Origin of the sequence: Pseudoxanthomonas spadix BD-a59 (assembly GCF_000233915.3) — a bacterium.
In the GTDB taxonomy this organism is placed as follows: Bacteria; Pseudomonadota; Gammaproteobacteria; order Xanthomonadales; family Xanthomonadaceae; genus Pseudoxanthomonas_A; species Pseudoxanthomonas_A spadix.
Genome location: NC_016147.2, coordinates 826,547 through 850,979, shown reverse-complemented (window position 1 = coordinate 850,979; position 24,433 = coordinate 826,547). Strand labels below are relative to the sequence as shown.

Sequence of the window (24,433 nt, the reverse complement as noted above, 5' to 3'; positions counted from 1 at the left end):
TTCGAGCGGCCCGGATGAAGCCATCCACCTCAGCGCATCTGGCCGACCTGGATCGAATGCAGGCGGTCTTCGGCGGTGCGTGCGACATCGCTGTTGGGATATTGCTGGATCACCGACTGCAGGGTGCCCTCGGCGTCGTTGACCTTTCCCAGGCCGTACTGCGCCAGGCCCAACTTCAGCAGCGCACCCGGCGCCTTGTCATGGGTGGGATAGCGCGCGATCAGCGCGCTGAACTGGTCGGCGGCCATCTGGTAGTTCTGGGTGACGTAATAGCTCTCGCCCAGCCAGTACAGCGCGTTGGGCGCATACACGCCGCCGGGATACAGCTGCAGGAAGCTGGTGAACAGGTTGGCCGCGTCGGCGTACTCGCCCTTCTTCAGCGCATCGAAGGCCACGCCGTAGGCGGTGCGCTCGTCGCCGGCCTGGGCCAGCGCGCCGGCATCGCCGTGCACGGACGGGGGCGCTTCCACCGCCGCGTCCGCGACCGGAACGGCCGTCGGCGTGGCGGCCGAAGCACCCCCTGAAGCCGGCGGCGGCACGACCGAAGGCACCGCACCGGCAGCTGCAGGCGCTGCGCCACCGCCGCCCTCCAGGCGGCCGATGCGCCCGTCCAGGTCCAGATACTGGTCCTTGGCGCGCTGCTTGAGCTGGGCGTTTTCGTTCTGCAATTGCTCGACCATGCCGCGCAGCTCGGCCAGTTCGCTGCGCAGTTGGTTGAGCTGGTTGAGCTGGTCGATGTTGCCGCGGCTGTTGGCCGACTGCGCTTCGAGCGCGGCAACCCGATCGGCCAGGCTGGCGCGCTGGGCCAAGGCAGTGGGCACCAGTCCCAGCGACAGCAGCAGGACCGGCAGAAGCACACGGAAATGGATTGGACGCATGGGGCTCACGTGACGAAAGGGATGCGCATGGCACGGCAGAAGCGGCATTGAATCATGGCGGGCCAATGAGAAGGGCCGGTGCCAGGTCGGGCAGACAGGTTGTGTCCTGTTGCCCGCTCCGGTCACCGGCCCTGGTGGACCACCGCAAGCGGTGGCCTGAAGTTCAGCCGTCGATTACTTCGCGGTGTACACGATCTCGACGCGACGATTCCTGGCCCAGCAGTCTTCGTTGGACTCGGTGCAGGTCGGACGCTCTTCGCCGTAACTCACCACCGACAACTGCGCACCCGAACCGCCGGCGGCCTGCAGGGCGGAGGAAACCGCGTTGCCGCGACGCTCGCCCAGGCCCAGGTTGTACTCGCGCGAACCGCGCTCGTCGGCGTTGCCTTCCAGGTTGACCCGGGCCGAAGGACGGTCACGCAGGTACTTGGCGTGGCACGCCATGATGGCCTGGAACTCCGGCTTCAGCGAATCCTGGTCCAGGTCGAAGTAGACCACGCGCTGACGCAGGCAGGCGTCGGTATCCAGATCGCTCGGACCATACAGACCGGAGGTTTCGACCGGCTGGGTCATCGCCGGCGGCGGCTCGACGGCCGGCGGCGGCGGGGTTTCCTTCGTGTTTTTCTTGCAACCGGCCAGAACGGCCACAGACATCAGGGACAGAGCAGCGACGCGAAACGTGGTGTTCATGTGGGTTCCTTGTGACACGAATCCGGGATGGTGGGATACAGACGTGCGCTAGTTTAACGCAATATTAAGCCAACGGAATGGCACGACCGGGTTATTTTTGCGGTGCAGGGTTGCGGTACGGCGACCAGGCCGGTTCACGCACATCACCCTGGGCCAGCACCAGTCGCTGACGGACACGGCCATCTGCGGAAACGGCGTACAGCACGCCCCGGCCACCCTCGCGGGCGGCGTACAGGATCATCGAGGCGTTGGGGGCAAAGCTCGGTGACTCATCGAGCGAACCGGGCGAAAGCGTGGTCCAGCGCGGCGAGCCGAGGCTGGTGTCCATCATGGCGATGCGATAGGTGCTGCCGCTGCCCTGGGCCACGGCGATCTTCTTGCCATCGTAGGACACGGTCGGGGTGGCGTTGTAGTTGCCTTCGAAGGTCACCCGGGTGGCACCGCCGCCACCGGAAGAGGCCTTGTAGATCTGCGGCCGGCCGCCGCGATCGGAGGTGAAATAGAGCTGGCTGCCGTCGGCGCTCCAGGTCGGCTCGGTATCGATGCCGTACTGGTTGGTGATCTGGGTCAGCGCCTTGCTGCCCAGGTCCATCACGTAGATCTCCGGGTTGCCGCTGCGCGACAGGGTCAGGGCCAGGCGGCGGCCATCGGGCGAGAATGCCGGCGCCCCGTTGATCCCGCGGAAGCTGGCGACCAGCTCACGCGCGCCGGTGGTGATGTCCTGCAGGTAGATCGAGGAGTTGCCGCGCTCGAAGCTGACATAGGCCAGCCTGCGGCCATCGGGACTCCAGGAGGGCGAGAGCAGCGGTTCGGCCGAACGCACGATGGTCTGCGGGTTGAACCCATCCGAGTCGGCAATCATCAGCGCGTAGCGCGCATTGGCGCCCAGGCCGGTCTGGGTGACGTAGGCGATGCGGGTCCAGAAGGCGCCACGGATGCCGGTGATCTTTTCGTAGATCGCATCGGCCATCTGGTGGGCGACATCGCGCATGGCGCTGGCGCGGCCGGTCATGGCCAGGCCGAGCAGACGCTCCTGCCTGGCGATGTCGAACAGTTCGTACTCGACCCGGTAGGCGCCGTTGCCGCCGTCCAGCACGCGGCCGACGACGATGTAGTCCTGCTTCAGCGCGCGCCAGGTCGGGTACTGGATCTCCGCCCCGCGGGTCGGCTTCTCGACGATGCTGGCCTCTGGCAGGGTGCGGAAGGCACCGGAGCGCTCCAGGTCCGCACGGACCACCTGCGAGACGTCGGTGGCCGGAGCCTCGCCGGAGCCCTGGTAGGGCATCGGCACGATCGTGATGGGCAGCGCCGAGGCGTTGCCGCCGACGATGTTGATCTCGAGGGCCTGATCCTGCGCCTGGCCCAGGGCCGGGAGCAGCAGGACGATGAGCGCGACGAACCAGTGCGACAATTTCTTCATGGAGGCGTGGGTCTTGCGAAAGGGCGCTAGGGATAGCAGGCCGGGCGTGAACATTTTCGCAATCATGAACGCCAAGGAGGCGTGAACCCCGCAAGGCGCGGCCTCAGCGGTCCTGCGCCTCGAAGATGAAGGTGAGCTTGCGCCGGAACACCGGTTCGAACCCGCGATACGGCAGCGGCTGGGCCTTGAGCACGGCGGCCTCGATCGAGCGCTGGCCGGCCGCGTCCATCGGACAACCCGGGCGCACTTGGGCTTCCATCACCTCGCCGCCGGGCAGCTGGGTGATCTCGACCACGCATCTGGTCCCCACCGACACGCTGTCCGGCCGGGTCCACTGCTGGGCCACCGCGCTCTGGATGGCCGCGGCGTACCTGGCCAGCAGGCCTTCGTCGACGCCGTTCTGGCCCGGCGGGGCGGACGGCGCGGCTGTGGCGGCCTGCGCGGAGGCCTGCTTGGCGCGCGCGTCGGCCAGCTGGCGCAGCTTCTGTTCGGCCAGCCGGGCCTGTCTGGCGGCCTGCTCGCGCTGGGCGCGGATCGCGGCCAGCTTCTTCTGGCGGTCGTCCTCCAGCTGCTGCTCGGCCAGGCGCTGCTTGCGCTCGGCTTCCTCCTGACGCTTGCGTTCGGTCAGGTCGATCTGTTCCTGCCTGCGCTTGGCCTCCTGTTCCCTCTCGGCCTTTTCCTGGGCGATGGCCAGGCGGCTGGCTTGCTCCTGGTTGACCTGGTCCGGATCAGGCACCGGCTCCTGCGCCTGCTGCTGTTGCGGCACCGGCGAATCCTGTGGCCTGGGCTCGGGCAGCGGCTGCGGCGGCGGCACGGTGTCCTGCTCGGCCACCGGCTGCGGCGTGGGCATGGGCGTGGGCGGCTCGGGCTTGGGTTCGACCTTGGAGGCTTCGCGGATCGCCTGCTGGGCGGCGCGCATGTCCGAAGCCGACATCTCCAGCGACGCCTCGATGGCCGGGGCGCCGGCCGCGGCGCTGGCCTGGTCGGTGTTCCAGTTGAAGTACGGGGACAGCACGATCAGCAGTAGCAACAGCAGGTGCAAGGACACGGCCAGCACCACCGCGGTGCCCGGACGGTCGCGTGGATCCCTGCGGTCGAAAGACGACGCCTCAGCGTGCATTGCCGCCCGTGCCGCCCGGCTTGCTCATCAGGCCCACCTTGGTCACCCCGGCCTTGGAAATGATGCCGGTCGCGTCGATCACCTTCTGGTAGTTGGCATCCCCCGGGGCGGCCAGGAACACCGGAATGTCCTTGTTCTCGCTGACGAAGGCCGCCAGGCGCGCCTGCAGCTCTTCGGCCGAAAGCTCCTGGATCGGGGCATCCTTGAGCTTTAGAAAGAAGCGCCCGTCACCGTCCACCGTGACGATCACCGGATCGGCCTTGCTGTCCACCGAGCGCGCGGTCGACTTGGGGATGTCCACGTTCACCGCCAGGGTCAGCATCGGCGCGGTGACCATGAAGATGATCAGCAGCACCAGCATCACGTCGATGTAGGGCACCACGTTGATCTCGGACTTGAGCTTGCGGCGCTTGCGCCGGGAGATGGCCGATTGCATGGGGCGGCCCCTTACTCTTCGCCGGGCTGGCGCTGCAGGATGGAGCTGAATTCCTCGGCGAAGGTTTCATAGCGCACCGAGATGCGCTCCACGCGCGTGGTGAAGCGGTTGTAGGCCCAGACCGCGGGGATGGCCACGAACAGACCGATCGCGGTGGCGAACAGCGCTTCGGAAATGCCCGGAGCCACCGCCGCGATGCCGGCCTGCTCGCCGCTGTTGAGCATGTCGTGCATGGTCACCATGATGCCGAACACGGTCCCGACCAGGCCCACGTAGGGCGCGGTCGAGCCGATGTTGGCCAGCAGTTCCAGGTTGCGTTCCAACGCGTCGACCTCGCGGGCGAAGGTGGTGCGCATGGCACGCTGGGCACTTTCGAGCTGGACGCGCGGGTCGCCGCGGCGCTTGTCGCGCAGGCGCGAGAACTCGCGAAAACCGGCCTCGAAGATCGCCTCCAGCCCGGTCACCACACGGTTGCGGTCGGCAGCGGCCGAATACAGCTTGTTGAGGTCGGCGCCGGACCAGAACCGGCCTTCGAACTCGTCCGCATCGCGGTTGGCGCGCTTGAACACGCCGGCCTTGCGGAAAATGATCACCCAGCTGACCAGCGAGCCGACCAGCAGCAGCAGCACGATCAACTTGACCGGCAAGCTGGCTCTGGACAGCAGCTCGAAGTAGTTGATGCTGGTGTGGGTCACCTGCGCGGTGGCCTGGGCGGCTGCGCTGGCGGTCTGCGCCGGCAGCGCCTCGGTCACGGTGTCCTGCAGCGCCAGGAGCAATCCAATCATCCGTCGTGTTCCTCGGTGTTCTACGCGTGTAAGGGGTTAACTTGCAATTTCCAGCGATTTGAATGCCTGGTACAGCGGCTCGGCCAGGGCCACCGGGCGAAACGCGGTAGCCGAGACCGCGGCCACCTTGACTTGCGCGCTGAGCAGCAGCTGATCCTCGCGCCAGATCTGCTGGGCAAAGATCACGCTGGCCCGCCTGACCTGGCTGACTGCGGCAGTGACCGCCAGCAGGTCGTCCAGCCGCGCGGGCCTGAGAAAGTCCACCTGCATGGCCCGCACGACGAAGACCAGGTCGTGGTCCAGGCGCAGCTGCTCCTGCGCCTGTCCGCGCGCGCGCATCCATTCGGTGCGTGCCCGTTCCAGGAAAGCCACGTATTGCGCGTGATAGACCACCCCGCCAGCGTCGGTATCTTCCCAATAGACGCGTGTCGGCCAACTGAATAAAGGCCGGGACTCGGGGTCCGGGACCCGGGACCCGGCGGTCATGACCCGCTCCTTCTTAAAGGGCGGGACTCGGGGCCCTGGACCCGGGACCCGAAGGCCATGACCCGCTCCTTTTCATCGGCAAGGCCCTTGCGCAAGAGCGCTGCATGGCCATCAGAACGGCCTCCCCGGGACCCGCTCCTTTTCATTGGCAAGGCGCGGGCGCAGGAGCGCTGCACGGCCATGGCCATCCACTGGGCGGCCTTCATCAGAACAGCTCCTCCGGGTCCCGGGTCCCGGGTCCCGGGTCCCGAGGCGTCAGCCCCAAATGCAGATAGGCCTTGCGCGTGGCCATGCGCCCGCGCGCGCTGCGCACCAGGAAGCCCTGCTGGATCAGGTAGGGCTCGACCACATCTTCCAGGGTGCCGCGTTCCTCGCTCAGCGCCGCAGCCAGCGATTCGACACCGACCGGGCCACCGTCGAAATTCTCGATGATGGTGTGCAGCAGCCGGCGGTCGATCTCGTCGAAGCCTTCCGGGTCCACCTTGAGCATTTCCATCGCCGCCTTGGCCACGGTGTGGTCGATGTGCCCGCCGGCGCGGACCTGGGCGTAGTCGCGCACCCGCCGCAGCAGGCGGTTGGCGATGCGCGGGGTGCCGCGCGAGCGCCGGGCGATCTCGGCCGCGCCCTCCGGCTCACAGGTGATGGCCATGATCTGCGCCGAGCGGCGCACGATCCGGGTCAGCTCCTCGGCGCTGTAGAACTGCAGGCGCTGGACAATGCCGAAGCGGTCGCGCAGCGGCGCGGTCAACAGGCCAGCGCGGGTGGTGGCGCCGATCAGGGTGAACGGCGGCAGGTCGATCTTGATCGAACGGGCCGCCGGGCCTTCACCGATCATGATGTCCAGCTGGAAGTCCTCCATGGCCGGATACAGCACCTCTTCGACCACCGGCGAGAGCCGATGGATCTCGTCGATGAACAACACATCGTGCGGCTGCAGGTTGGTCAGCAGCGCGGCCAGGTCGCCGGCCTTCTCGATCACCGGGCCGGAAGTGGCGCGCAGGCTCACGCCCAGTTCGTTGGCGATCACCTGGCTCAGGGTGGTCTTGCCCAGGCCCGGCGGACCGAAGATCAGCACGTGGTCCAGCGCCTCGCCGCGGCCCCTGGCGGCCTGGATATAGATGTCCATCTGCTCGCGCACCGGCTGCTGGCCCAGGTAATCGGCCAGGCGCCGGGGCCGGATCGACGCCTCCAGGGCGTCATCCTCGCCGGTGGCGTCGGCGGCAATGAGGCGGTGCTCGTTCATGCGGCCATGGTCGCACGCGCCGCCGCCGCGGCGCAGGTCACGCGCATCAGATCTCCACCTGCGAGCCCAGCTCGACCAGCCGGTTGCCCGGGATGCGGAAGAATCCGGTCGCCGGCGCGGCGTTGCGGTGCATGGCGGCGAACAGCTTGTCGCGCCAGATCGGCATGCCGCGGCGGGCGCTGGCCACGATCGTCTCGCGGCTGGCGAAGAAGGTGGTGTCCATGGGGTCGAAGTACGGCCCGCCCTGGTCGCAGCTACGCATCAGCGCCAGCGGCACGTCGGGGGTCTCCATGAAGCCGAACCTGACAACCACCCGGTAGAACTCGTCGCCGATCGACTCCACCTTCAACCGTCTGTCGGCCGGCGCGTACGGCAGCGGCAGGGTGTGCACGGTCAGGAACACATTGCGCTCGTGCAGCACCTTGTTGTGCTTGAGGTTGTGCAGCAGTGCATGCGGAACCACGCCGGTCTGCGCGGTCAGGAACACCGCCGTGCCCGGCACGCGCACCGGCGGGGCCAGCATCAGCCCGGGCAGGAAACTGTCCAGGCCGATGCCGTCCTTGCGGATTTCGGCGGCCAGCAGTTCGCGGCCGCGACGCCAGGTGCGCAGCAAGGTGAACACGATCAGGCCCAGCGCAAGCGGGAACCAGGCCCCGTCGAAGAACTTGGCGCCATTGGCGATCACAAAGCCCACATCGACGATGAAGAACAGCACGCACAGCGGCAGCACCCACTTGCGCCCCTGCGGCCACAGCGCCCGCGCCACCAGTGCCAGCAGCAGGGTATCGATGAGCATCGTGGCCGACACCGAGATGCCATAGGCGCTGGCCAGTGCCGTGGAGCTGCCGAACGCCAGCACCACCGCCAGCACCGTGATCATCATCATCCAGTTCACCCCCGGCACGTAGATCTGGCCGATGGTGTCGTGCGAGGTGTGCTTGACCTGCATGCGCGGGATGTAGCCCAGCTGCATGGCCTGGCGGGCCACCGAGAAGGCGCCGGTGATCACCGCCTGCGAGGCGATGATGGTGGCCATGGTGGCCAGCACGATCATCGGATACAGGCCCCACTCGGGCACGCCTTCGTAGAACGGATTGCTGACCGCAGCCGGATCCTGCAACACCAGCGCGCCCTGCCCCAGATAGTTCAGCATCAGGCATGGCAGCACCATGAGGTACCAGGCATAGCGGATCGGGCGGGCGCCGAAGTGGCCCATGTCGGCATACAGCGCCTCGCCACCGGTGACCGCCAGCACCACCGCGCCCAGGATCAGCACCGAGTGCCAGCCGTGGGCGATGAAGAAGTCGATCGCCCACATCGGATTGAAGGCCTTGAGCACTTCCGGCGCGTCGATGATGTTCCACACGCCCAGCACCGCCAGGGCCAGGAACCACAGCGCCGTCACCGGGCCGAAGACCTTGCCGACCTTCTGGGTGCCGAAGCGTTGGGCGACGAACACCATGATCAGGATGGTCACGGTGATCGGCACGATCCAGCGCTCCAGGCCGGGCGCGGCCACTTCCAGGCCCTCCACCGCCGACAGCACCGAGATGGCCGGCGTGATCACCCCGTCACCGAAGAACAGCGAAGCACCGAAGATGCCAAGAATGCCGACCACGTAGGCCGAGCGCGAGCCCTGCGGCAAGGTGCGCTGAGCCAGGGTCATCAGCGCCATGATCCCGCCCTCGCCGTCGTTGTCGGCGCGCATGATGATGGTCACATACTTGACCGTCACCACGATCACCAGCGCCCAGAACACCAGCGAGAGGATGCCCAGGATGGTGTCGTGGTTGCCGACCAGGCCGAAGTGCGGCGAAAACGCCTCCTTCAGCGTGTACAGCGGACTGGTGCCGATGTCGCCGAAGACCACGCCAACGGCCCCAAGGATCAGGCCGGGCAGGCCCTGGTTGCCGTGATCATGATGGGACGCCGCGCTGTCAGCAGCCGAGGAAGTGGGGTGCGCTGTGGACATGGCGAAAGTCAGCCTACTGCTGGGAAGGTGAGGAAGGCCTGCACTCAGCGCAAGGCTGAGCGCAGGGCCTTGCGGATGATCCCGGCGGCATCATCGCCCGGGGCAGCCACCTCGCGCGCCATCCGTTGCGCCTCGACGGGCTTGTAGCCCAGCTGCTGCAGGGCGGTGATCGCCTCGGACTGGGGATCGACCGGTAGCGCGCCCCCCCCGACCGGCCCTGCGATCAGCCCGGCAGCGCGATCGCGCAGTTCCACCACCATGCGCTCGGCGGTCTTCTTGCCGATGCCGGGGATGCGGGTCAGTGCGGTGACGTCGCCGGCCTGCACCAGCCGGGCGAACTGGTCCACGCTCACCCCCGACAGGATCGCCAGGGCGATCTTGGCGCCGATGCCGGTGACCTTCTGCACGTCGCGGAACAGCCTGCGCTCGCCCTCGCGCAGGAAGCCGTACAACGACACGCTGTCTTCCTTCTGCGCGTAATGGGTGAACAGCGTGACCTCCCGGCCCAGCTCGGGCAGGTCGTAGAAGGTGCTCATCGGCGCTTCGAGTTCGTAGCCGATGCCGCCGACTTCGATCATCAGCCAGGGTGGCGACTTGGTGATCAGGATCCCGCGCAGGCGACCGATCATGGCAGCGCTCCGGGAAGCCGGGACCCAGGAAGCCGGGACCCAGGAGGCCGGGACCCGGGACCCGGGACCCGGGACCCGGCAGAGCCCGTCCCGGTGCACCCGAAAGCGCCGTTGCCCTGATCGGGACCCGGGACCCGGGACCCGGCAGAGCCCGTCCCGGTGCACCCGAAAGCGCCGTTGCCCTGATCGGGTCCCGGGTCCCGGGTCCCGGGTCCCGGCTTCTCCAAGAGACTCATTTCCGACTCCATGCCTGCCGCGCATCCACGCCCATCCGCTGCGCGGTGGCGCGCACGTGCGCGTGGGTGATGGCCACGGCCAGCGCGTCGGCCGCGTCGGCCTGCAGGCTGCCCTTGAGGTTCAACATGATGCCGACCATGTGCTGGATCTGTTCCTTGTCTGCGCCGCCGCGCCCCACGATGGCCAGCTTGACCTCCCTGGCGGCGTATTCGTGCACCGGCAGGTCGCGCATGACCACCGCGGCCATCGCCGCGCCGCGGGCCTGGCCCAGCTTGAGCGCCGAATCGGGATTGCGGGCCATGAACACCTGTTCGATCGCCACTTCGTCCGGCTTCCACTGTTCCAGCAGCTCGCCCAGCCCCAGCAGCAGGCGCTTGAGCCGCCGCGGAAACCCGCCTTCGCCCAGCAGCACCAGCGGGCCGTTGAACACGTGCACGGTCTGGCCGGCTGCGTCGACATCGATGATGCCCACGCCGGTGCGCTGCGAACCCGGGTCGATGCCGAGGATGCGGATGGAACCGGGACCCGGAAAACCCTGTTCCCGCGCGCCTGCCATCGCCGCTGCCGCAGTCGAGCCCCCAGTCCCGGCTTCCCGACCCTTCCGAGTCCCGGCCACCGCCACTTCAGCTCACGCCGCCAAGCGAGGCCTGGTCGACGTTGGAATACACCTCCTGGACATCGTCCAGGTCTTCGAGCATGTCCAGCAGCTTGCGCACCTGCACGGCGGTCTCGCCGTCCACGGCGATGTCGTTGTCGGCGCGAAAGGTGATCTCGGCATAGCCCGGCGTGAAGCCAGCCGCGGCCATGGCCTGCTTGACCGTCTCGAAAGCCTCCGGCGCGGTCAGCACGTCGATCGAGCCGTCATCCGGATAGACCACCACGTCCTCCGCCCCGGCCTCGATCGCCGCTTCGGTCACCGCATCCTCGTCGGCGCCCGGCGCAAAGCTCAGCACGCCCACGCGCCTGAACATGAAGGCCACCGAGCCTTCGGTGCCCATGTTGCCGCCGCACTTGGCAAAGGCATGGCGCACATCGGCCACGGTGCGCACGCGGTTGTCGGTCAGCGCATCGACGATCACCGCCACCCCGCCGGGCGCATAGCCCTCGTAGCGGATCGATTCGTACTCGACGCCTTCCAGCTCGCCAGTGGCCTTCTTGATGGCGCGCTCGATCACGTCCTTGGACATGTTGGCCGACAGGCCCTTGTCCATCGCCGTGCGCAGGCTGGGATTGTGGTGCGGATCGCCGCCGCCGGCGCGGGCGGCCACGCTGATCTCGCGGATGATCTTGGTGAAGATCTTGCCGCGCCTGGCGTCGCTGGCGTTCTTGCGGGCTTCGATCGAAGGGCCTCGACCCATGACACACTTCCGTTGGGACACGAACATGAAGTGATAATTTTACTCCAATGCGCCGCGCGCGCCGGCCACTGACAGCCCGGTCAGCGCCGGAACCGCCCGCAGCGCAGGAACGCGGCCACCTGGCGCGCGGCCTGCGGCGAAAACGCCAGCCCGGTGTGGCTGGCCGGCACGCAACAATGGTCGGCCAGGCCCGGCAGGCGGGTTTCGGCCAGGGCCACGGTGCCATCCGAATCGGTGCCGACCGCGCCCAGCAGCCGCCCCACCCCGCGCGGCACGTGGCCGGCGACCATCGCCACCTGGGTCGGCCCGTGCCAGGGCTGGCAGCCATGGTCCAGCAACGGCTCGCTGCGCCCCAGCAGCCCGCCCCAGCCACGCTGCAGCAGCGCACGGGCGGTGGCACTGCCGCGCAGCGGCGAGCCCAGGCACACCAGCCGCGGCACCGGAAGCTGCGGATACCGGCGCAGGGTTTCCAGCGCAATCAGCCCACCCAGGCTGTATCCGACCAGATGTGTCGGCGGGCCATCGTCCAGGCATTGGGCCAGGCGGTCGATCGCCACCTGCGGCGCTGCGGTGACGCTCCGATAGCCGAACACTTGCGCGTCGAAACCGGCGGCCGACAGCCGCCAAGCCAGCGGGCGCACCCACGCTTGAGCATTCCAGATGCCATGCAGAACCCGCACCGCCGGCAATGGCGGTTCAGGCTGCTGGACGGCATGGGCGCGCGCCGGTCTCAGTCGCAGGTCACTGCACTGACCCGGTTGCGCGCGTCCACGTGCACCGTGACCCGGTCCATGCCGATGTCCGAGGAGCTCTGGTCGTCGGCCAGGGTGCGGAGTTGCCGGGCGCCGCTTTCGGCCTGGATGCGGTCCAGGGTGGCCTGGTCGGCAACCCGGCCGATGGCCCAGCTGCCCGAGGCCGACGTGCAACGCGCCATCTCATCGTGTGCGCAGCCACTCAACGCGGCGGGCACCAGGACCAGGCACAACAGGGGACGCAGCAGTGACATCGGCATTTCCTCCATGAAGTGGCCGCAGCATGACCCAGGCGCCGCGCCCGCTCAACCCGGACGCGGCTTTCAGGACCGTGCCGGACGTCGCAGGATGAACTCGTCATCCACGATCTTGCCGACCGGAAACTTGTACTGGCCCACCCGCTCGAACCCGTGGCGGGCGTAGAAGCGCTGGGCGCCGAAGTTCTGCGACCACACCCCGATCCACAGCGCGCGCGGGCCGTGGCGCTGGAGCCAGTCCAGGGTGGTGTGGAACAGGCGCGAGCCGATCCCGCGGTTCTGGTAGCCGGACAACAGGTACAGGCGCTTGAGCTCGCCATCCTGCGGCTGCACGTCCTGGTGCGGCAGCCCGCACGGACCGGCGGCCGAATGACCGATCGCCACGCCGTCCTCTTCGGCCAGGAAGATCGCGTAGTCCGGATGGGCCAGCACGATCCTGGCCCGGTCCAGCGCATAGCTTTCCTCCAGAAAACCGTGCAGGTCTTCGGCCGGATACAGGTGGCCAAAGGTCTCGGTGAAGGTGCGCGCAGCCAGGTCGGAGACAGCCTGGGCATCATCGGGCGTGGCTTGGCGGATGATCATGGGGTCAGGCGAGGAGAATGTAGAGGAGTGAGACGTGAGCGACGGTGATGCGCTGGCGCTCTGCTCACTTCTCGCCCCCCTCGCTCACTTCTCGCCGCCACGCACCTGGACGTGCAGTTCGGCCAGCTGCTCGTCGGGGATCGGCGAGGGGGCGTCGGTCATCAGGTCCTGGGCGCCGGTGGTCTTGGGGAAGGGGATCACGTCGCGGATCGAGTCGGTACCGGCCATCAGTGCGGCGATGCGGTCGATGCCGAAAGCGATGCCGCCATGCGGCGGCGCGCCGTAGTTCAGCGCATCGAGCAGGAAGCCGAACTTGGCGCGGGCTTCCTGCTGGCCGATGCCCAGCAGCTCGAACACCGCGCTCTGCATGTCCGGGCGGTGGATGCGGATCGAACCGCCGCCAATCTCGTTGCCATTGAGGACCATGTCGTAGCCGCGCGAGACCGCGGTCCTGGCGTGCGCACGCAGCTGGGCGATGTCGTCCACCGCCGGCGCGGTGAAGGGGTGATGCAGGGCGACGAAACGCTGGGCCTGCTCGTCCCACTCGAACATCGGGAAGTCGGTGACCCACAGCGGCCGCCAGCCATCGGACACAAGACCGAAGTCCTTGCCCGCCTTCAGGCGCACCGCGCCCATGAAGTCGCAGACCGTGTTGTAGCCACCGGCGCCGAAGAACACGATGTCGCCGTTGCCGGCGCCGACGTGGGCGATCAGCGCGGCCAGTCGCTCCTGGGCAAAAAACTTGGCGATCGGCGAAGCGACTTCGCCGGCCTCGCTGAGCTTGATGTAGGCCAGGCCCTTGCTGCCGTACTTGGCCGCGTGGGCGGCGTACTCGTCGATCTGCTTGCGCGAGAGCGAGGCGCCACCAGGAATGCGCAGCGCGGCCACGCGGCCTTCGGCATCGTGGGCGGCGGCCGTGAACACGGCAAATCCGCAGTCCTTGACCAGCTCGGCCACATCGACCAGTTCCAGGTCGATGCGCAGGTCCGGCTTGTCCGAACCGTAGCGGCGCATCGCCTCGGCCCAGCTCATGCGCGGGAATGGCGCGGCCAGCTCCACGTCGATCACCTCGGCGAAGATCGCCCGGATCATCTGCTCGACGAAATCCTGCACGTCGCGCTCGCCCACGAAGGCAAACTCCATGTCCAGCTGGGTGAATTCCAGCTGGCGGTCGGCGCGCAGGGCCTCGTCGCGGAAGCAGCGCGCGATCTGGTAGTAGCGGTCGAAGCCGGCCACCATCAGGATCTGCTTGAACAGCTGCGGGCTCTGCGGCAGGGCGTAGAACTCGCCCGGATGCATGCGCGCCGGCACCAGGAAGTCGCGCGCGCCCTCCGGGGTGGCCTTGGTCAGGATCGGGGTCTCGATGTCCTGGAAGCCGCGCGCGTCCAGATACCGGCGCAGCGCCTGCACCAGCCTGATCCGGGTGCGCTGCATGCGCTGCATCTGCGGGCGGCGCAGATCCAGATACCGGTACTTCAGGCGCGTTTCCTCGCCCGGGTTCTCGTGCGCATGGAACGGCAGCGGCGCGGCCTTGTTGAGCACGGTGATCGCGCTGGCGATCACCTCGACCTTGCCGGTCCTGAGCCTGTCGTTGACCGCATGGCGGGCGCGGACCACGCCCTCGACCTGCAGCACGTCCTCATAGCCCAGCGAGGCGGCGATGGCGAAGACCTGCGCGTTGTCCAGCTCCACCGTCACCTGCACGATGCCCTCGTGGTCGCGCAGGTCGATGAAGCAGACCCCGCCCTGGTTACGGGCCACATCGGTCCAGCCGGCCAGGGTGACGGTCTGGCCGATCAGGGTCTCATCGACCAGGCCGCAGAAGTGGGTACGCATTGCAACTCCAGGCTGGCCGCGAAGGAGCGGCCGCAAAGCCGGCTATTTTGCGGCCGCCGCCGCGGTGCGGCAAATGCCCGCCCTTTCGGCGAACGCGACCGTTGCGCGTATATAGTCCGCCCCACCTCGATCCCGCCGGAGCCGTGCCATGTTGCGAGTGTTTGCGGTCGTCCTGTTGGCCCTGGGACTGCATGCAGCCGGGCCGGCCCGCGCCCAGGACGCGGTGACCTGCGAAAGCCGTGACAACAGGTACCGGGAATGCCGGGGCTTTGAGGGCCGCGCCCGCCTGGACCGGGCCCTGTCCGATGCGCCCTGTATCGAAGGCCGCACCTGGGGCACGCGCAAGGGCATGATCTGGGTCGACCAGGGCTGCCGGGGGCGCTTTGTCCCCAGCTGGCACGCCGGTCCCGGCGGCGCCGGCAAGGGCCGCACGATCCGCTGCGAAAGCACGGACGACCGCACCCGCGAGTGCGCCGCCGGCTTCCGCGGCCGGGCCGTGCTGGTGCGTCAGCTGTCCGACAGCCGCTGCGTGGAAGGCCGCAGTTGGGGCCAGCGCGGCAGCAGCATCTGGGTCAGCCAGGGCTGCCGGGGCGAGTTCGCCGAAGATCGCGGCGGCGGCCACTGACACGGCCGCTGGCCCTGGCAGTGCCCGCAATGGCGCCCTGACCGGCGCCGGTCACCGCTCACCGCTGCCAACACGGCCGATCCGGGCAGACCGGCAGCGCCGGGCGCGCGGGCAACTGCCGGGCGCGCCCACCGGACCGCGAGCGTGCCGCGGTCGCTGTTTGCCAGCTTCCGGCGGCAGGCCGGCGCCGCTTCAGTCGGGACTGCCGCTGGCACCGGACTTGGGCGCGCTGGCGCTGGCCGCCGGTGCGGGCTTGCTGTCACTGGCCGCCGGCGCGGGCTTGCTGTCGCTGGCGGCCGGCTTGGACTCGCCGCCGGAGCCGCCTTCGACCAGGTTGCGCTTCTTGTCCCCGTCCTTCTTGAAGTCGGTCTCGTACCAGCCGCCGCCGGCCAGCCGGAACGAGGGCGCGGTGACCTGGCGCCTGACCGTGGCGGCACCGCAGCTGGGGCAGGTGGCGGGGTCGGCGTCGGACAGTTTCTGCAGCTTGTCGAAGTGGTGGCCGCAGGTGCTGCATTCGAAGGCGTAGATCGGCATGGCGTGCGTTGCTCAGGCGATGTGCGGGGTCGCCACGGTGGGGGCTGGCGGTCTGCGAATCAAGCGGTGCGCGTTCCGACCCGGCACATGCGGCAGCGTGATGTTGCGGCGCAGTATGGCCAGGCATGGCGCGGGTCCAGACGCGCCGCAGCCAGGTCCCCCGGCAGCGGCCTTGAACGCCTGCCGCAGCGGGCTTTGCGGCCGATCCAACCCCCACTTTTCCACGACGAGATTTTCCCTAAATGAATCAATATGTTATGATTTCATTGGTGACCAGCTCCCCTTCCCCAAGAAGGTCGCGCTGATGCTGCGGCTCACTTCACTCCTGCTCGGCGTTGCCCTGCTGCTGACCGGCAGCGGGCTGCTCGGCACCCTGCTGGCGGTGCGTGGGGCGCAGGCCGGCTTCGATGACCGGACCCTGGGCCTGGTGATGTCCGGCTACTTTGCCGGGTTCTTCTTCGGCACCTTCCTGGGCCCGCCGATGATTGGCCGGATCGGCCATATCCGCGCCTTTGCGTTCTTTGCCGCCCTGGCGGCGATCGCGATCCTGCTGCATCCAATCTGGGTCAACCCCTGGGCGTGGGGCCTGCTGCGGCTGGTGACCGGGGTGGCCCTGGTGGGGCTGTACACCACCATCGAAAGCTGGCTCAACACCGAGCCCGACGCGGGCACCCGCGCCAAGGTGTTCTCGGTCTACATGATGATCAACCTGTCGGGGCTGGCCCTGGGCCAGCTTCTGCTGGGCTGGGGCGGCATGGAACTGGCCACCCTGTTCAACCTGACCGCGATCCTGATCTGTGCCTCGGTGATGCCGGTCTCGGCCACCTGGCTGGTGCAGCCGGAGATCCCCTCGCTGACCCGCTTCAGCCTCAGGCACCTGTATGCGCTGGCACCGGCGGCCACGGTAGGCGCTGGATTGTCGGGGCTGGCGATGGGCGCATTCTGGGGTCTGTCGCCGGTCTACGCCGGGCGCATCGGCCTGGATACGCGGGGCGTGGCCCTGTTCATGCTGGCCGCCATTGCCGGTGGCGCACTGCTGCAAGTGCCGATCGGCCGGATCAGCAACGGTCACGACCGGCGCCTGGCGCTGGCCATCACCGCGCTGGCCGCGGCCGGTGTGGCCCTGGCGATGCTGCTGCCGGCAGTGCAGGCCAACCACCGGGTGTTGTTCGGCTTGTTCTTCCTGTTCGGCGGGCTGAGCTTCTCGCTGTACCCGTTCGCGGTGGCGCACATGCTCGATTACCTGCCGCGCGAGCACCTGCTCTCGGGCTGCTCCAGCCTGCTGCTGGTCAATGGTGTCGGCTCGGCGATCGGCCCGGCACTGGCCGGCGGGGCAATGCACCGGTTCGGCCCGTCGGCCTTGCCGGTGTACTTCGCGGTGATGCTGGTCGCGCTGGCCGGCTATCTGTTTGTGCGGCTGCGTTTCCGCCGCGAACGCACCTTCGCCGCGCCGTTCCGGCCAATGCTGCGCACCACCCCCTCAGCGCTGGAACTGATGCCCGAGACCGAACCTTCCCATCCCCCGGCGGATTCTCCCGACTGACCTGCACCACATCCGGAAAACGCCTCACCTCGCTCCACCGCGAGCCGGGGCGCGCGGCACCTGCGAAAGCACCAGTTGGCAGCGACAGGCTTGAGGGGGAACCGTCACGCGCTGCTGGGGCGCGCCAGGGTGGCCGCCTGCATGGCCCGGCGACGGTCAGAGCAACGCGCTGAAGGCGATCCGCCAGCACGCCAGCGCCGCCACCAGCCCGACCACGCCTTGCTGCATGCGCGGGCCGTACACCTGCGGCACGCGCGCCAGCAGGCGCACCCCGACGATGGCAAGGCACAGCAGGCACAGGAACGCGATGCGCATGCCCGACAGATACGCGGTCGGCGAGAAGCCCATCATCCCCAGCGATGCCAGGCCCAACAGCAGCACCCCGAGCATGCGCAGCACCTCGCCCGGCCGCGGCCAGAAACAGCACGCGCTGGCGATCACCAGGCAGCCGGCGCTGAAGGCCAGCCACGCCGACAGCAGGTAATGCCGGCCGAAGGCAACCGCATCGCCGTCCAGGCGCCTGGGCAGCCACAGCTGCAGCGGATCGCCGGGCACGCCGGGCACGAACAACACCAGCTGCACCAGCAGCGCCGCCAGCACCACCCCCAGCACGGTCTTGACCAGCCGCGACAGCGGGCTGGGCCACAGCAGCAACAGGGCCAACGCGGCGACCACGCCGACCAGATAGGCACGTGGGTCGGCCAGCGCGCGCGCAATCAGGCCCAGGCCGATGCGCAGTTTCTCCAGCACGTCCTGGTCGGCGAAGTTGGGAAAGCGCATGCCCTGCTCTTCCAGGAAGCGGCGCGTGTTGCCCGGCGCACCCAACGCAACGGCCGCGTTGGCGCACAGCACCACCGCCTGGACCACATCCCAGCCAGTGGCGCGGCGCTGCCAGCCACGCCAGGCCAGCAGGCCCAGGCTCAGCGGCACCAGCACCAGCGCCAGCTGGTCGCAGTAGGCTGCCCAGGCCGCGGCCAGCACGAAACCCAGCCGCTGCGGCCAGCGATACGCCCCGCCTTCCACCAGCGGCACCAGGCTCCACAGGCCCAGGGCGATGGGCCACAGGTAGTTGAGCGAACCGGTCAGCCACCAGGCCGCTTCGAAGATCGCCTGCGGGGTCATCAACATCACCAGCATGAAGGCCAGCACCGTGGCCCCGCTGCGCGACAGCTCGGTCCCGACCCGGGCCAGCCGCCCGCTGGCCACGCACAGCAGCACCAGCATCGCGCTGTTGCACGTCCGCCACAGCCAGGGGTGGTGGACGATCACCACCAGCACCGCCTCGATCGGCAGGCGCCCGGTCCAGGTGTGATAGCGATGATCCAGGTATTGGGCCAGCGTGTACCTGGACAGCATCTGCGCGAAGTAGCCATCGTCGGCCACCGGCGCCAGGCTGATGCCGAAGGCATGGATGCAGACGATGCTGGCCAGCATCCACGCCCAGCCCAGCGCCGGCCAGGAACGCAGCCACGCCTTCATCGCGCCAGCGCCGGGCAGTCCAGCGGCAGCAGCGCGCGCACCGGGCCTTGCTCCCAGAGCAGCAGCAGCCGGGCACCGGCCGGGTCGATCCGGGCCACCGAGGTGTTGAGCGAGGCGGCAAAGCGCGGCGCGTAATACACCACCTGATCGCCGGTGCGCGCGTGGATCGCCCTGGCCAGCGCCAGCTGCTGTCCCAGCCAGGCCGTGTCCAGGCCCACCGCGCGGCCATCGGCCAGGCGCAGCACCACCTGGCTGTGGGTCAGCGGCCAGCTGTGGCCCTTGCGCACCGCCCAGCCGCGCACCACCAGCGTGTGGGCGCTCACCCGGCAATGGTCCAGGTGAAAGAAGAACTGGCCGGCCGGCGCCGGCGCGACCCCGGTCAGGTCGATTGGCGGGGCCGCGTTGTCGCGCCGGAACAACCCCAGGTAGAACAGCGCGAACCCGACCGCGCACGCCGCGATCCCGATGCCCGCCCAGGGTGACAACCGTCTTGCCCCATCCCGGTGTTCGGACATTGGATGTTCCGGCGCTGCTGCAGGTGGCCCGGCTACAATGGTCGCATGTCCCTACTGCAACTCCAGCGCGTCGACTACAGCGTCGGCGGCCCGCTGCTGCTCGAGCAGGTCGAGCTGTCCATCGACCCCGGCGAGCGGGTGTGCATCGTCGGCCGCAACGGCGCCGGCAAGTCCACCCTGATGAAGCTGATCGCCGGCGACATCCACCCCGACGACGGCGAGATCCGCCTGCGCTCGGGCGCGGTGGTGGCGCGCATGGCCCAGGAAGTGCCGCAGGACACCGCCGGCAGCATCTTCGAGGTGGTGGCGGCCGGCCTGGGCGCGCTCGGCCAGATGCTGGCCGACTACCACCACGCCCTGCACGCCGGCGACATGGACGCCATGGGCCGGGCCCAGACCCAGATCGAGGACAACAACGCCTGGGACCTGGACCAGCGCGTGCAGGCCACCCTGGACCGGCTGGAGCTGGATGGCCAAGCCGATTTCGCCGCCCTGTCCGGCGGCATGAAGCGCCGGGTGCTGCTGGCCCAGGCGCTGGTGCGCGCCCCGGACATCCTGCTGCTGGACGAACCGACCAACCACCTGGACATCGAGGCCATCGACTGGCTCGAAGGCTTCCTGAAATCCTTCGAAGGCAGCCTGGTCTTCGTCACCCACGACCGCAGCTTCCTGCGGGCGCTGGCCACGCGCATCGTCGAGATCGACCGCGGCCGGGTCAGCAACTGGCCGGGCGACTACGACAACTACCTGCGCCGCCGTGAGGAACGCCTGCACGCCGAAGCACAGGAGAACGCCCGCTTCGACAAGCTGCTGGCCCAGGAAGAAGTCTGGATCCGCCAGGGCATCAAGGCCCGCCGCACCCGCAACGAGGGCCGCGTCACCGCGCTCAAGGCCATGCGCCGCGAGCGCGCCGCCCGCCGCGAGCTGACCGGCAACGTGCGCATGGAAACCTCCGCCGCGCAATCCTCCGGCAAGAAGGTCATCTGCGCCGAGCACATCACCCAGGCCTATGCCGGGCGAGTCCTGCTGGACGATGTGTCGATCAACATCATGCGCGGCGACCGGGTGGGCATCATCGGCCCCAACGGTTCGGGCAAGTCCACCCTGCTGAAGATCCTGCTGGGCGAACTGTCCCCGGATGCCGGCAGCGTGCAGACCGGCACCAACCTGCAGATCGCCTACTTCGACCAGCACCGCAGCCAGCTGGACCAGACCCGCAGCGCACTGGAAAACGTCGCCCAGGGCAGCGACTTCGTCCAGATCAATGGCGCGCGCAAGCACATCATCGGCTACCTGCAGGATTTTCTGTTCTCGCCCGAACGTGCGCGCGCGCCGATCACCCGCCTGTCCGGCGGCGAGCGCAACCGCCTGCTGCTGGCCAAGCTGTTCGCCCAGCCGTCCAACCTGCTGGTGATGGACGAACCGACCAACGACCTGGACGTGGAGACCCTGGAGCTGCTCGAAGAACTGCTGGCCGACTACACCGGGACCCTGCTGCTGGTCAGCCACGACCGCGACTTCATCGACAATGTGGTCACCAGCACCCTGGTGCTGGAAGGCGGCGGGCGGGTGGGCGAGTACGTGGGCGGCTACAACGACTGGCTGCGCCAGCGCCCACGCGGGCGCAGCGGCTTTGACAGCGCCGGGGTGATCACCGACCGCACCGCGCAGGAACGGGTGGTCGCGGCCAATGCCGCAGCGGCCAGCGCAGCGCCCGCAGCTGCCGCACCGAAGAAGAAACTCGGCTTCAAGGACCAGCGCGAGCTGGAACAGCTGCCGGGTCGCATCGAGCAGCTGGAAGCGGACATCGCCGCGCGCACCGCCGCGATGAGCGAGCCGGCGTTCTTCCAGCGCGATGCCGCCGCCATCGTCGCGGCCAACGAAGCCCTGGCCGCGTTGAACGCCCAACTGGAAACCGCCTACGCCCGCTGGAGCGAGCTGGACGGCTGATGGCATCGGCGCCCGGCCCCCGGGCCGTTTGCTCAGGGGCGCGGCTGGTCCGAGGCCAGCTGTGCATGCAGGATGCGGCGGATCTCGAGGATCGCCTGCGGCGTCTCCTGCACGCTGTGCCAGGAGGTGATGACCTTTTCCGATTCCGCCCCGTCCAGGTGGGCACTCCGGTAGGGCACCAGGCCATCGTCGGATTGCTCCAGCGGCACCTGCGGGTCCCGCCGCGCGATGATGGTGTGGTAGCGCACGCCGGGCGCGACCGGCAGCTCGGCGGTGGCGCGGATGAACGGATCGGTGTCGCGCAGGTTGTCGATGGCATTGGGCACGCCTGGCTTGCCAGCTGCGGCGCCGTCGTGCCCGGCCAGGTCCTGGAGCACATCACCGAACCGCGCCAGCATGGTCACCGGCAGCCGCACCAGGCGGCCCAGGAAGCGACCCAGCCGGCTCCCGGCCAGCGCCGTGCCACGCATGGGTGCGGCGATGAAGATGGCCCGGTCCACCTGCGGCAGTGGCGAAAAATTCAGCAGCGGCTTCAGCCGCTCGCGCACCCGCTGGCGCCTTGCGGCATCCAGCTCGCGCCCGGCCACGAACCGGTTCCAGAGCCCATCCCCCGACGAACTCACCAGCAGTCGGCCGATCACCCCGCCCATGCTGTGGCCGATCAGGGTCATCTCGCGCGAGGCGCGCGCGGTCGCCTGCGGATCGAAGTGCTGCAGGGTCTGTTCCACCAGCGCCTGGATCTGCGCGCGGTTGATCGCGATGGGCACGTTGGTGGGGTAGTAGACCTGCCAGATCTGGTACTCCTGGCGCAGCAGCTGGTCGCCCATGATCTCGTTGGCCACGTTCACCCATGCCTCGGGACTGCTGCCCAGGCCGTGCAGCATCAGCACGATGCGCCGGTCGGGGTCGTAGCGCTGCATCAGGTACAGGTGCGGGCGCTCGATGCCGTTCTCGCGGCCCAGCATCGAGCGCAGCGACTGCCGGGCGAACCCGGACTGGGCCAGCCACAGCCCATAGGCGGCGGTGAAGTTGCCGGCCAGCGGCACGCGCTGCCCGTTCAGGGACACCTGTTCCACACGATAGGGATCGTAGGGGTGCAGGACCACTTGCCTGGAGGCCAGCACCGTGCCCAGGTCCTGGCCCTGGAAATCCAGCAGGACCGTGGCCGGCGCGTACGGGATTTCATTGTATGCGGGCGTTTGCTGGCTGCGTGGGCGCAGCGGGCCCTGGCCGGTCGCGCTCGGGTCGCCGACCTGTCCGGGCGGCACCCGTGCCACCAGTTCGGCGCCGAAGCCGTCGCGACGGTAGATGCTGAGCAGCCCGCTGAAGCGCAGCATGCCCGCCGGCACCAGCGCATCGGGCCTGGCGATGCCGCCGGGCAGGCGGAAGTCCTGCATGTCCGTGCGCACGCTCCACTGGCCGATCTGCACCGCGCCGGCGGTGCCATCCGGCGCGCCTTCCAGCTCGCCACGCTGGAACAGGCCTGCGCCCACCTGTTCGGCCGCGTAGTTGTAGTAGTCGCGCACCTGGGTCTGGCGATTCTCGAAGGCCCGTTCGCCGGGCATGCGCTCGGTAAAGAACAGGTAGGCGTAGGCATAGCGCGCCGCGCGCAGCCACGCATCCAGCGCCACTTGGTCCGGTGTCTGCCCGCGCTCAGGCATGTGCGTCAACGCCTGCCCGGTCCACATCTCCGCCAGGGTCGCCATGCGCCGTTCGGCACTGACTCCATTGACCGCTTCCAGCTGGCTGGCGCAGGCCTGCAGTGCGCGCAGGCATTGCTTCGGCTCCAGGCCCGACACGCGCAGGGTCTCCAGCCCGGCCTGGCTCAGCGCGCCGGTGGTCAGCACATCGCCACGCACCTGGCCGACGTAGTCGTCCGGCTTGCGCGCCTCCACCTGCACCATGGCGCACGAAGCCAGGCCCAGCAGCACGGCCGCCCCGGCCAGCGGCCGCAGCCAGCCCAGTGCCTTGCGCCACCTGCTCATGGCGCCCGCGCGCCGGGCACGCCCTGGCGAATGCGTTCGGAAAACCGGTCCGGGTCCCGGCTCGCGCGCGCCCGGGCGGTCACGTTGCCGCGGTCGCGCAACGTGGCCAGATCCAGGCCAGGGGCCAGGCCGCCCAGCGCGTAGACGTAGCGGTCGAAGTAACCGGACAGCAGCAGGCGCCAGTCCAGCGGCAGGCCGGGATCGAGGGTCCTGGCCAGCTCGAACACCACCGTGGTGCAGTTGCTGGTGAGCGTGTTGTAGAACGCGGGCCTGGCACGCAGGGCGTCGGCCTGATCGAGATAGGCCAGGAACAGCGCGCGCGCCGCTTCAGGCGGCATGTTCAACCGGTACAGCTGCATGTCCTCGCCGCGAACATTGGTCCGCACGCGCAGGATGTCGCGCTCGTCGGCGGCCACCAGCACCTTCTCGAACTGGCGGAAGAAGCCGCCCAGCGCGGAGAACGACTCGCCGCGCTCCTTGCGGATCTCCAGCGACAGGACCACGCGCTGGCCATCGGCGAACTCGAAGGACAGCAGCGTATGGGCGATCGCCGGACCCATCCAGTAGGACATCGCCAGGTCGACCCCGCGCAGCTGGTCCAGGTCGTACTGGCGGGTTTCCCACCTTGCGCTGTAGTCGTGGTCGCTGCGCCAGTCGAAGTTGCGCACGTTGTGCAGCACGACCTGCGTGCCGCTGACCTGCGGCTGCAGCAGCCGGGCCACGTCATCGGCCCAGTCCCGGTCCTGCCGCGGCTGCTGCAGCAGCCAGCCAGCCACGAACACCAGCCACGCCGCCAGTGCCAGCCAGGCCCAGCGCCTTCCATCCGGGCAGGCCCGACGCCACAGCACCACCACGGCCAGCGCAAGCCACAGCACTGCCAGCGACCCGCGCAGCGCGGCCGGCGCGTGGTCCAGGTACAGGCTGGCCAACAATGCCCACAGCGCCAGCGGCGCAACCAGCCACCAGGTCAGGACACGGCGCAGGCCGGACCCATGACGGGCAGGAACGGACACGGGCGATGACGGCATCGGGCCATGATGCCTGCCTTGCGCCATGCAAGACCACCGGCCAGTGGCGTGTTGTCGGGACTTCGACATCCACACCGCTAGACTGGAAGGCCC

The 24,433-nt window shown here is 68.8% G+C and carries 24 protein-coding genes and 1 pseudogene; 4 read left to right on the top strand and 21 right to left on the bottom strand.

All coding sequences use genetic code 11. From position 1 onward, the window contains the following. Positions 1-29: 29 nt before the first annotated feature. The 16 genes from ybgF to aspS form a co-directional block, all read right to left on the bottom strand. On the bottom strand, positions 30-869 hold the full coding sequence (gene ybgF / locus DSC_RS03805; protein WP_425476611.1) for a tol-pal system protein YbgF: 840 nt from the start codon (positions 867-869) through the stop codon (positions 30-32). A gap of 183 nt (positions 870-1,052) precedes the next feature. Beyond that, positions 1,053-1,568, bottom strand: a complete 516-nt coding sequence (gene pal / locus DSC_RS03800; RefSeq protein ID WP_014159810.1) for a peptidoglycan-associated lipoprotein Pal — start codon at positions 1,566-1,568, stop codon at positions 1,053-1,055. A gap of 91 nt (positions 1,569-1,659) precedes the next feature. Beyond that, positions 1,660-2,988, bottom strand: coding sequence for a Tol-Pal system beta propeller repeat protein TolB (gene tolB, locus DSC_RS03795; protein ID WP_014159809.1), 1,329 nt, complete (start codon positions 2,986-2,988; stop codon positions 1,660-1,662). 103 nt (positions 2,989-3,091) lie between these two features. Then, a complete protein-coding gene (tolA, locus tag DSC_RS03790) occupies positions 3,092-4,108 on the bottom strand; it encodes a cell envelope integrity protein TolA (protein WP_014159808.1) in 1,017 nt (338 codons plus the stop codon). Then, positions 4,098-4,544 carry a protein TolR gene (tolR, locus tag DSC_RS03785; protein WP_014159807.1) on the bottom strand — a complete coding sequence of 149 codons (447 nt, stop codon included), beginning with the start codon at positions 4,542-4,544 and terminating at the stop codon, positions 4,098-4,100. Before tolR ends, tolA begins: the two co-directional genes overlap by 11 nt. An 11-nt stretch (positions 4,545-4,555) precedes the next feature. Further along, positions 4,556-5,329 carry a protein TolQ gene (gene tolQ / locus DSC_RS03780; RefSeq protein ID WP_014159806.1) on the bottom strand — a complete coding sequence of 258 codons (774 nt, stop codon included), beginning with the start codon at positions 5,327-5,329 and terminating at the stop codon, positions 4,556-4,558. Between the two features lie 36 nt (positions 5,330-5,365). Continuing rightward, positions 5,366-5,815, bottom strand: coding sequence for a tol-pal system-associated acyl-CoA thioesterase (gene ybgC, locus DSC_RS03775; RefSeq protein WP_043290384.1), 450 nt, complete (start codon positions 5,813-5,815; stop codon positions 5,366-5,368). 205 nt (positions 5,816-6,020) lie between these two features. Beyond that, a complete protein-coding gene (ruvB, locus tag DSC_RS03770; RefSeq protein ID WP_014159803.1) occupies positions 6,021-7,058 on the bottom strand; it encodes a Holliday junction branch migration DNA helicase RuvB in 1,038 nt (345 codons plus the stop codon). Positions 7,059-7,104: 46 nt separating this feature from the next. Continuing rightward, complete coding sequence (locus DSC_RS03765; protein WP_014159802.1) at positions 7,105-9,030, bottom strand: potassium transporter Kup; 1,926 nt, start codon at positions 9,028-9,030, stop codon at positions 7,105-7,107. Between the two features lie 44 nt (positions 9,031-9,074). Next, on the bottom strand, positions 9,075-9,659 hold the full coding sequence (gene ruvA, locus DSC_RS03760; RefSeq protein ID WP_014159801.1) for a Holliday junction branch migration protein RuvA: 585 nt from the start codon (positions 9,657-9,659) through the stop codon (positions 9,075-9,077). A 232-nt stretch (positions 9,660-9,891) separates the two neighbouring features. Continuing rightward, entirely contained in the window at positions 9,892-10,452 is a 561-nt protein-coding gene (gene ruvC / locus DSC_RS03755) for a crossover junction endodeoxyribonuclease RuvC (protein WP_014159800.1), read from the bottom strand. A 67-nt stretch (positions 10,453-10,519) separates the two neighbouring features. After that, positions 10,520-11,254: a YebC/PmpR family DNA-binding transcriptional regulator gene (locus DSC_RS03750; protein WP_014159799.1), complete on the bottom strand. Its 735-nt coding sequence runs from the start codon at positions 11,252-11,254 to the stop codon at positions 10,520-10,522. A gap of 80 nt (positions 11,255-11,334) precedes the next feature. After that, positions 11,335-11,895, bottom strand: coding sequence for a lipase family alpha/beta hydrolase (locus DSC_RS03745; RefSeq protein WP_014159798.1), 561 nt, complete (start codon positions 11,893-11,895; stop codon positions 11,335-11,337). Positions 11,896-11,984: 89 nt separating this feature from the next. After that, positions 11,985-12,260, bottom strand: a complete 276-nt coding sequence (locus tag DSC_RS03740; protein ID WP_014159797.1) for a hypothetical protein — start codon at positions 12,258-12,260, stop codon at positions 11,985-11,987. Between the two features lie 69 nt (positions 12,261-12,329). Beyond that, on the bottom strand, positions 12,330-12,845 hold the full coding sequence (locus DSC_RS03735; RefSeq protein ID WP_014159796.1) for a GNAT family N-acetyltransferase: 516 nt from the start codon (positions 12,843-12,845) through the stop codon (positions 12,330-12,332). 84 nt (positions 12,846-12,929) lie between these two features. Continuing rightward, complete coding sequence (gene aspS / locus DSC_RS03730; RefSeq protein ID WP_014159795.1) at positions 12,930-14,681, bottom strand: aspartate--tRNA ligase; 1,752 nt, start codon at positions 14,679-14,681, stop codon at positions 12,930-12,932. 148 nt (positions 14,682-14,829) lie between these two features. Here aspS and DSC_RS03725 point away from each other — a divergent pair, with 148 nt between their 5' ends. Then, positions 14,830-15,306: a DUF3011 domain-containing protein gene (locus DSC_RS03725; RefSeq protein ID WP_014159794.1), complete on the top strand. Its 477-nt coding sequence runs from the start codon at positions 14,830-14,832 to the stop codon at positions 15,304-15,306. Positions 15,307-15,498: 192 nt separating this feature from the next. Here the strand turns inward: DSC_RS03725 and DSC_RS03720 are convergent, their stop codons facing one another. Next, positions 15,499-15,840, bottom strand: a complete 342-nt coding sequence (locus tag DSC_RS03720) for an FmdB family zinc ribbon protein (RefSeq protein WP_014159793.1) — start codon at positions 15,838-15,840, stop codon at positions 15,499-15,501. 304 nt (positions 15,841-16,144) lie between these two features. On the opposite strand from DSC_RS03720, the gene DSC_RS03715 reads away from it, so the two are divergent. Continuing rightward, positions 16,145-17,383, top strand: coding sequence for an MFS transporter (locus DSC_RS03715; protein ID WP_014159792.1), 1,239 nt, complete (start codon positions 16,145-16,147; stop codon positions 17,381-17,383). Positions 17,384-17,539: 156 nt separating this feature from the next. On the opposite strand, the gene DSC_RS03710 is transcribed toward DSC_RS03715, so the two are convergent. Both DSC_RS03710 and DSC_RS03705 read right to left on the bottom strand, forming a co-directional pair. Then, positions 17,540-18,862: a DUF6056 family protein gene (locus DSC_RS03710; protein ID WP_014159791.1), complete on the bottom strand. Its 1,323-nt coding sequence runs from the start codon at positions 18,860-18,862 to the stop codon at positions 17,540-17,542. Then, positions 18,859-19,377, bottom strand: a complete 519-nt coding sequence (locus tag DSC_RS03705; RefSeq protein WP_148268087.1) for a hypothetical protein — start codon at positions 19,375-19,377, stop codon at positions 18,859-18,861. Before DSC_RS03705 ends, DSC_RS03710 begins: the two co-directional genes overlap by 4 nt. 147 nt (positions 19,378-19,524) lie before the next feature. On the opposite strand from DSC_RS03705, the pseudogene DSC_RS17505 reads away from it, so the two are divergent. Continuing rightward, positions 19,525-19,896, top strand: a pseudogene (locus tag DSC_RS17505) (ATP-binding cassette domain-containing protein); the annotation flags it as partial. Then, on the top strand, positions 19,882-21,327 hold the full coding sequence (locus DSC_RS03700; RefSeq protein WP_425476610.1) for an ATP-binding cassette domain-containing protein: 1,446 nt from the start codon (positions 19,882-19,884) through the stop codon (positions 21,325-21,327). The pseudogene DSC_RS17505 and the gene DSC_RS03700, both read left to right, overlap by 15 nt. Positions 21,328-21,359: 32 nt before the next feature. Here the strand turns inward: DSC_RS03700 and DSC_RS03695 are convergent, their stop codons facing one another. Continuing rightward, entirely contained in the window at positions 21,360-23,312 is a 1,953-nt protein-coding gene (locus tag DSC_RS03695) for an esterase/lipase family protein (RefSeq protein WP_014159788.1), read from the bottom strand. Next, complete coding sequence (locus DSC_RS03690; protein WP_014159787.1) at positions 23,309-24,340, bottom strand: Lnb N-terminal periplasmic domain-containing protein; 1,032 nt, start codon at positions 24,338-24,340, stop codon at positions 23,309-23,311. The genes DSC_RS03695 and DSC_RS03690 overlap by 4 nt, the downstream gene beginning before the upstream one ends. Between the last annotated feature and the right edge of the window lie 93 nt (positions 24,341-24,433).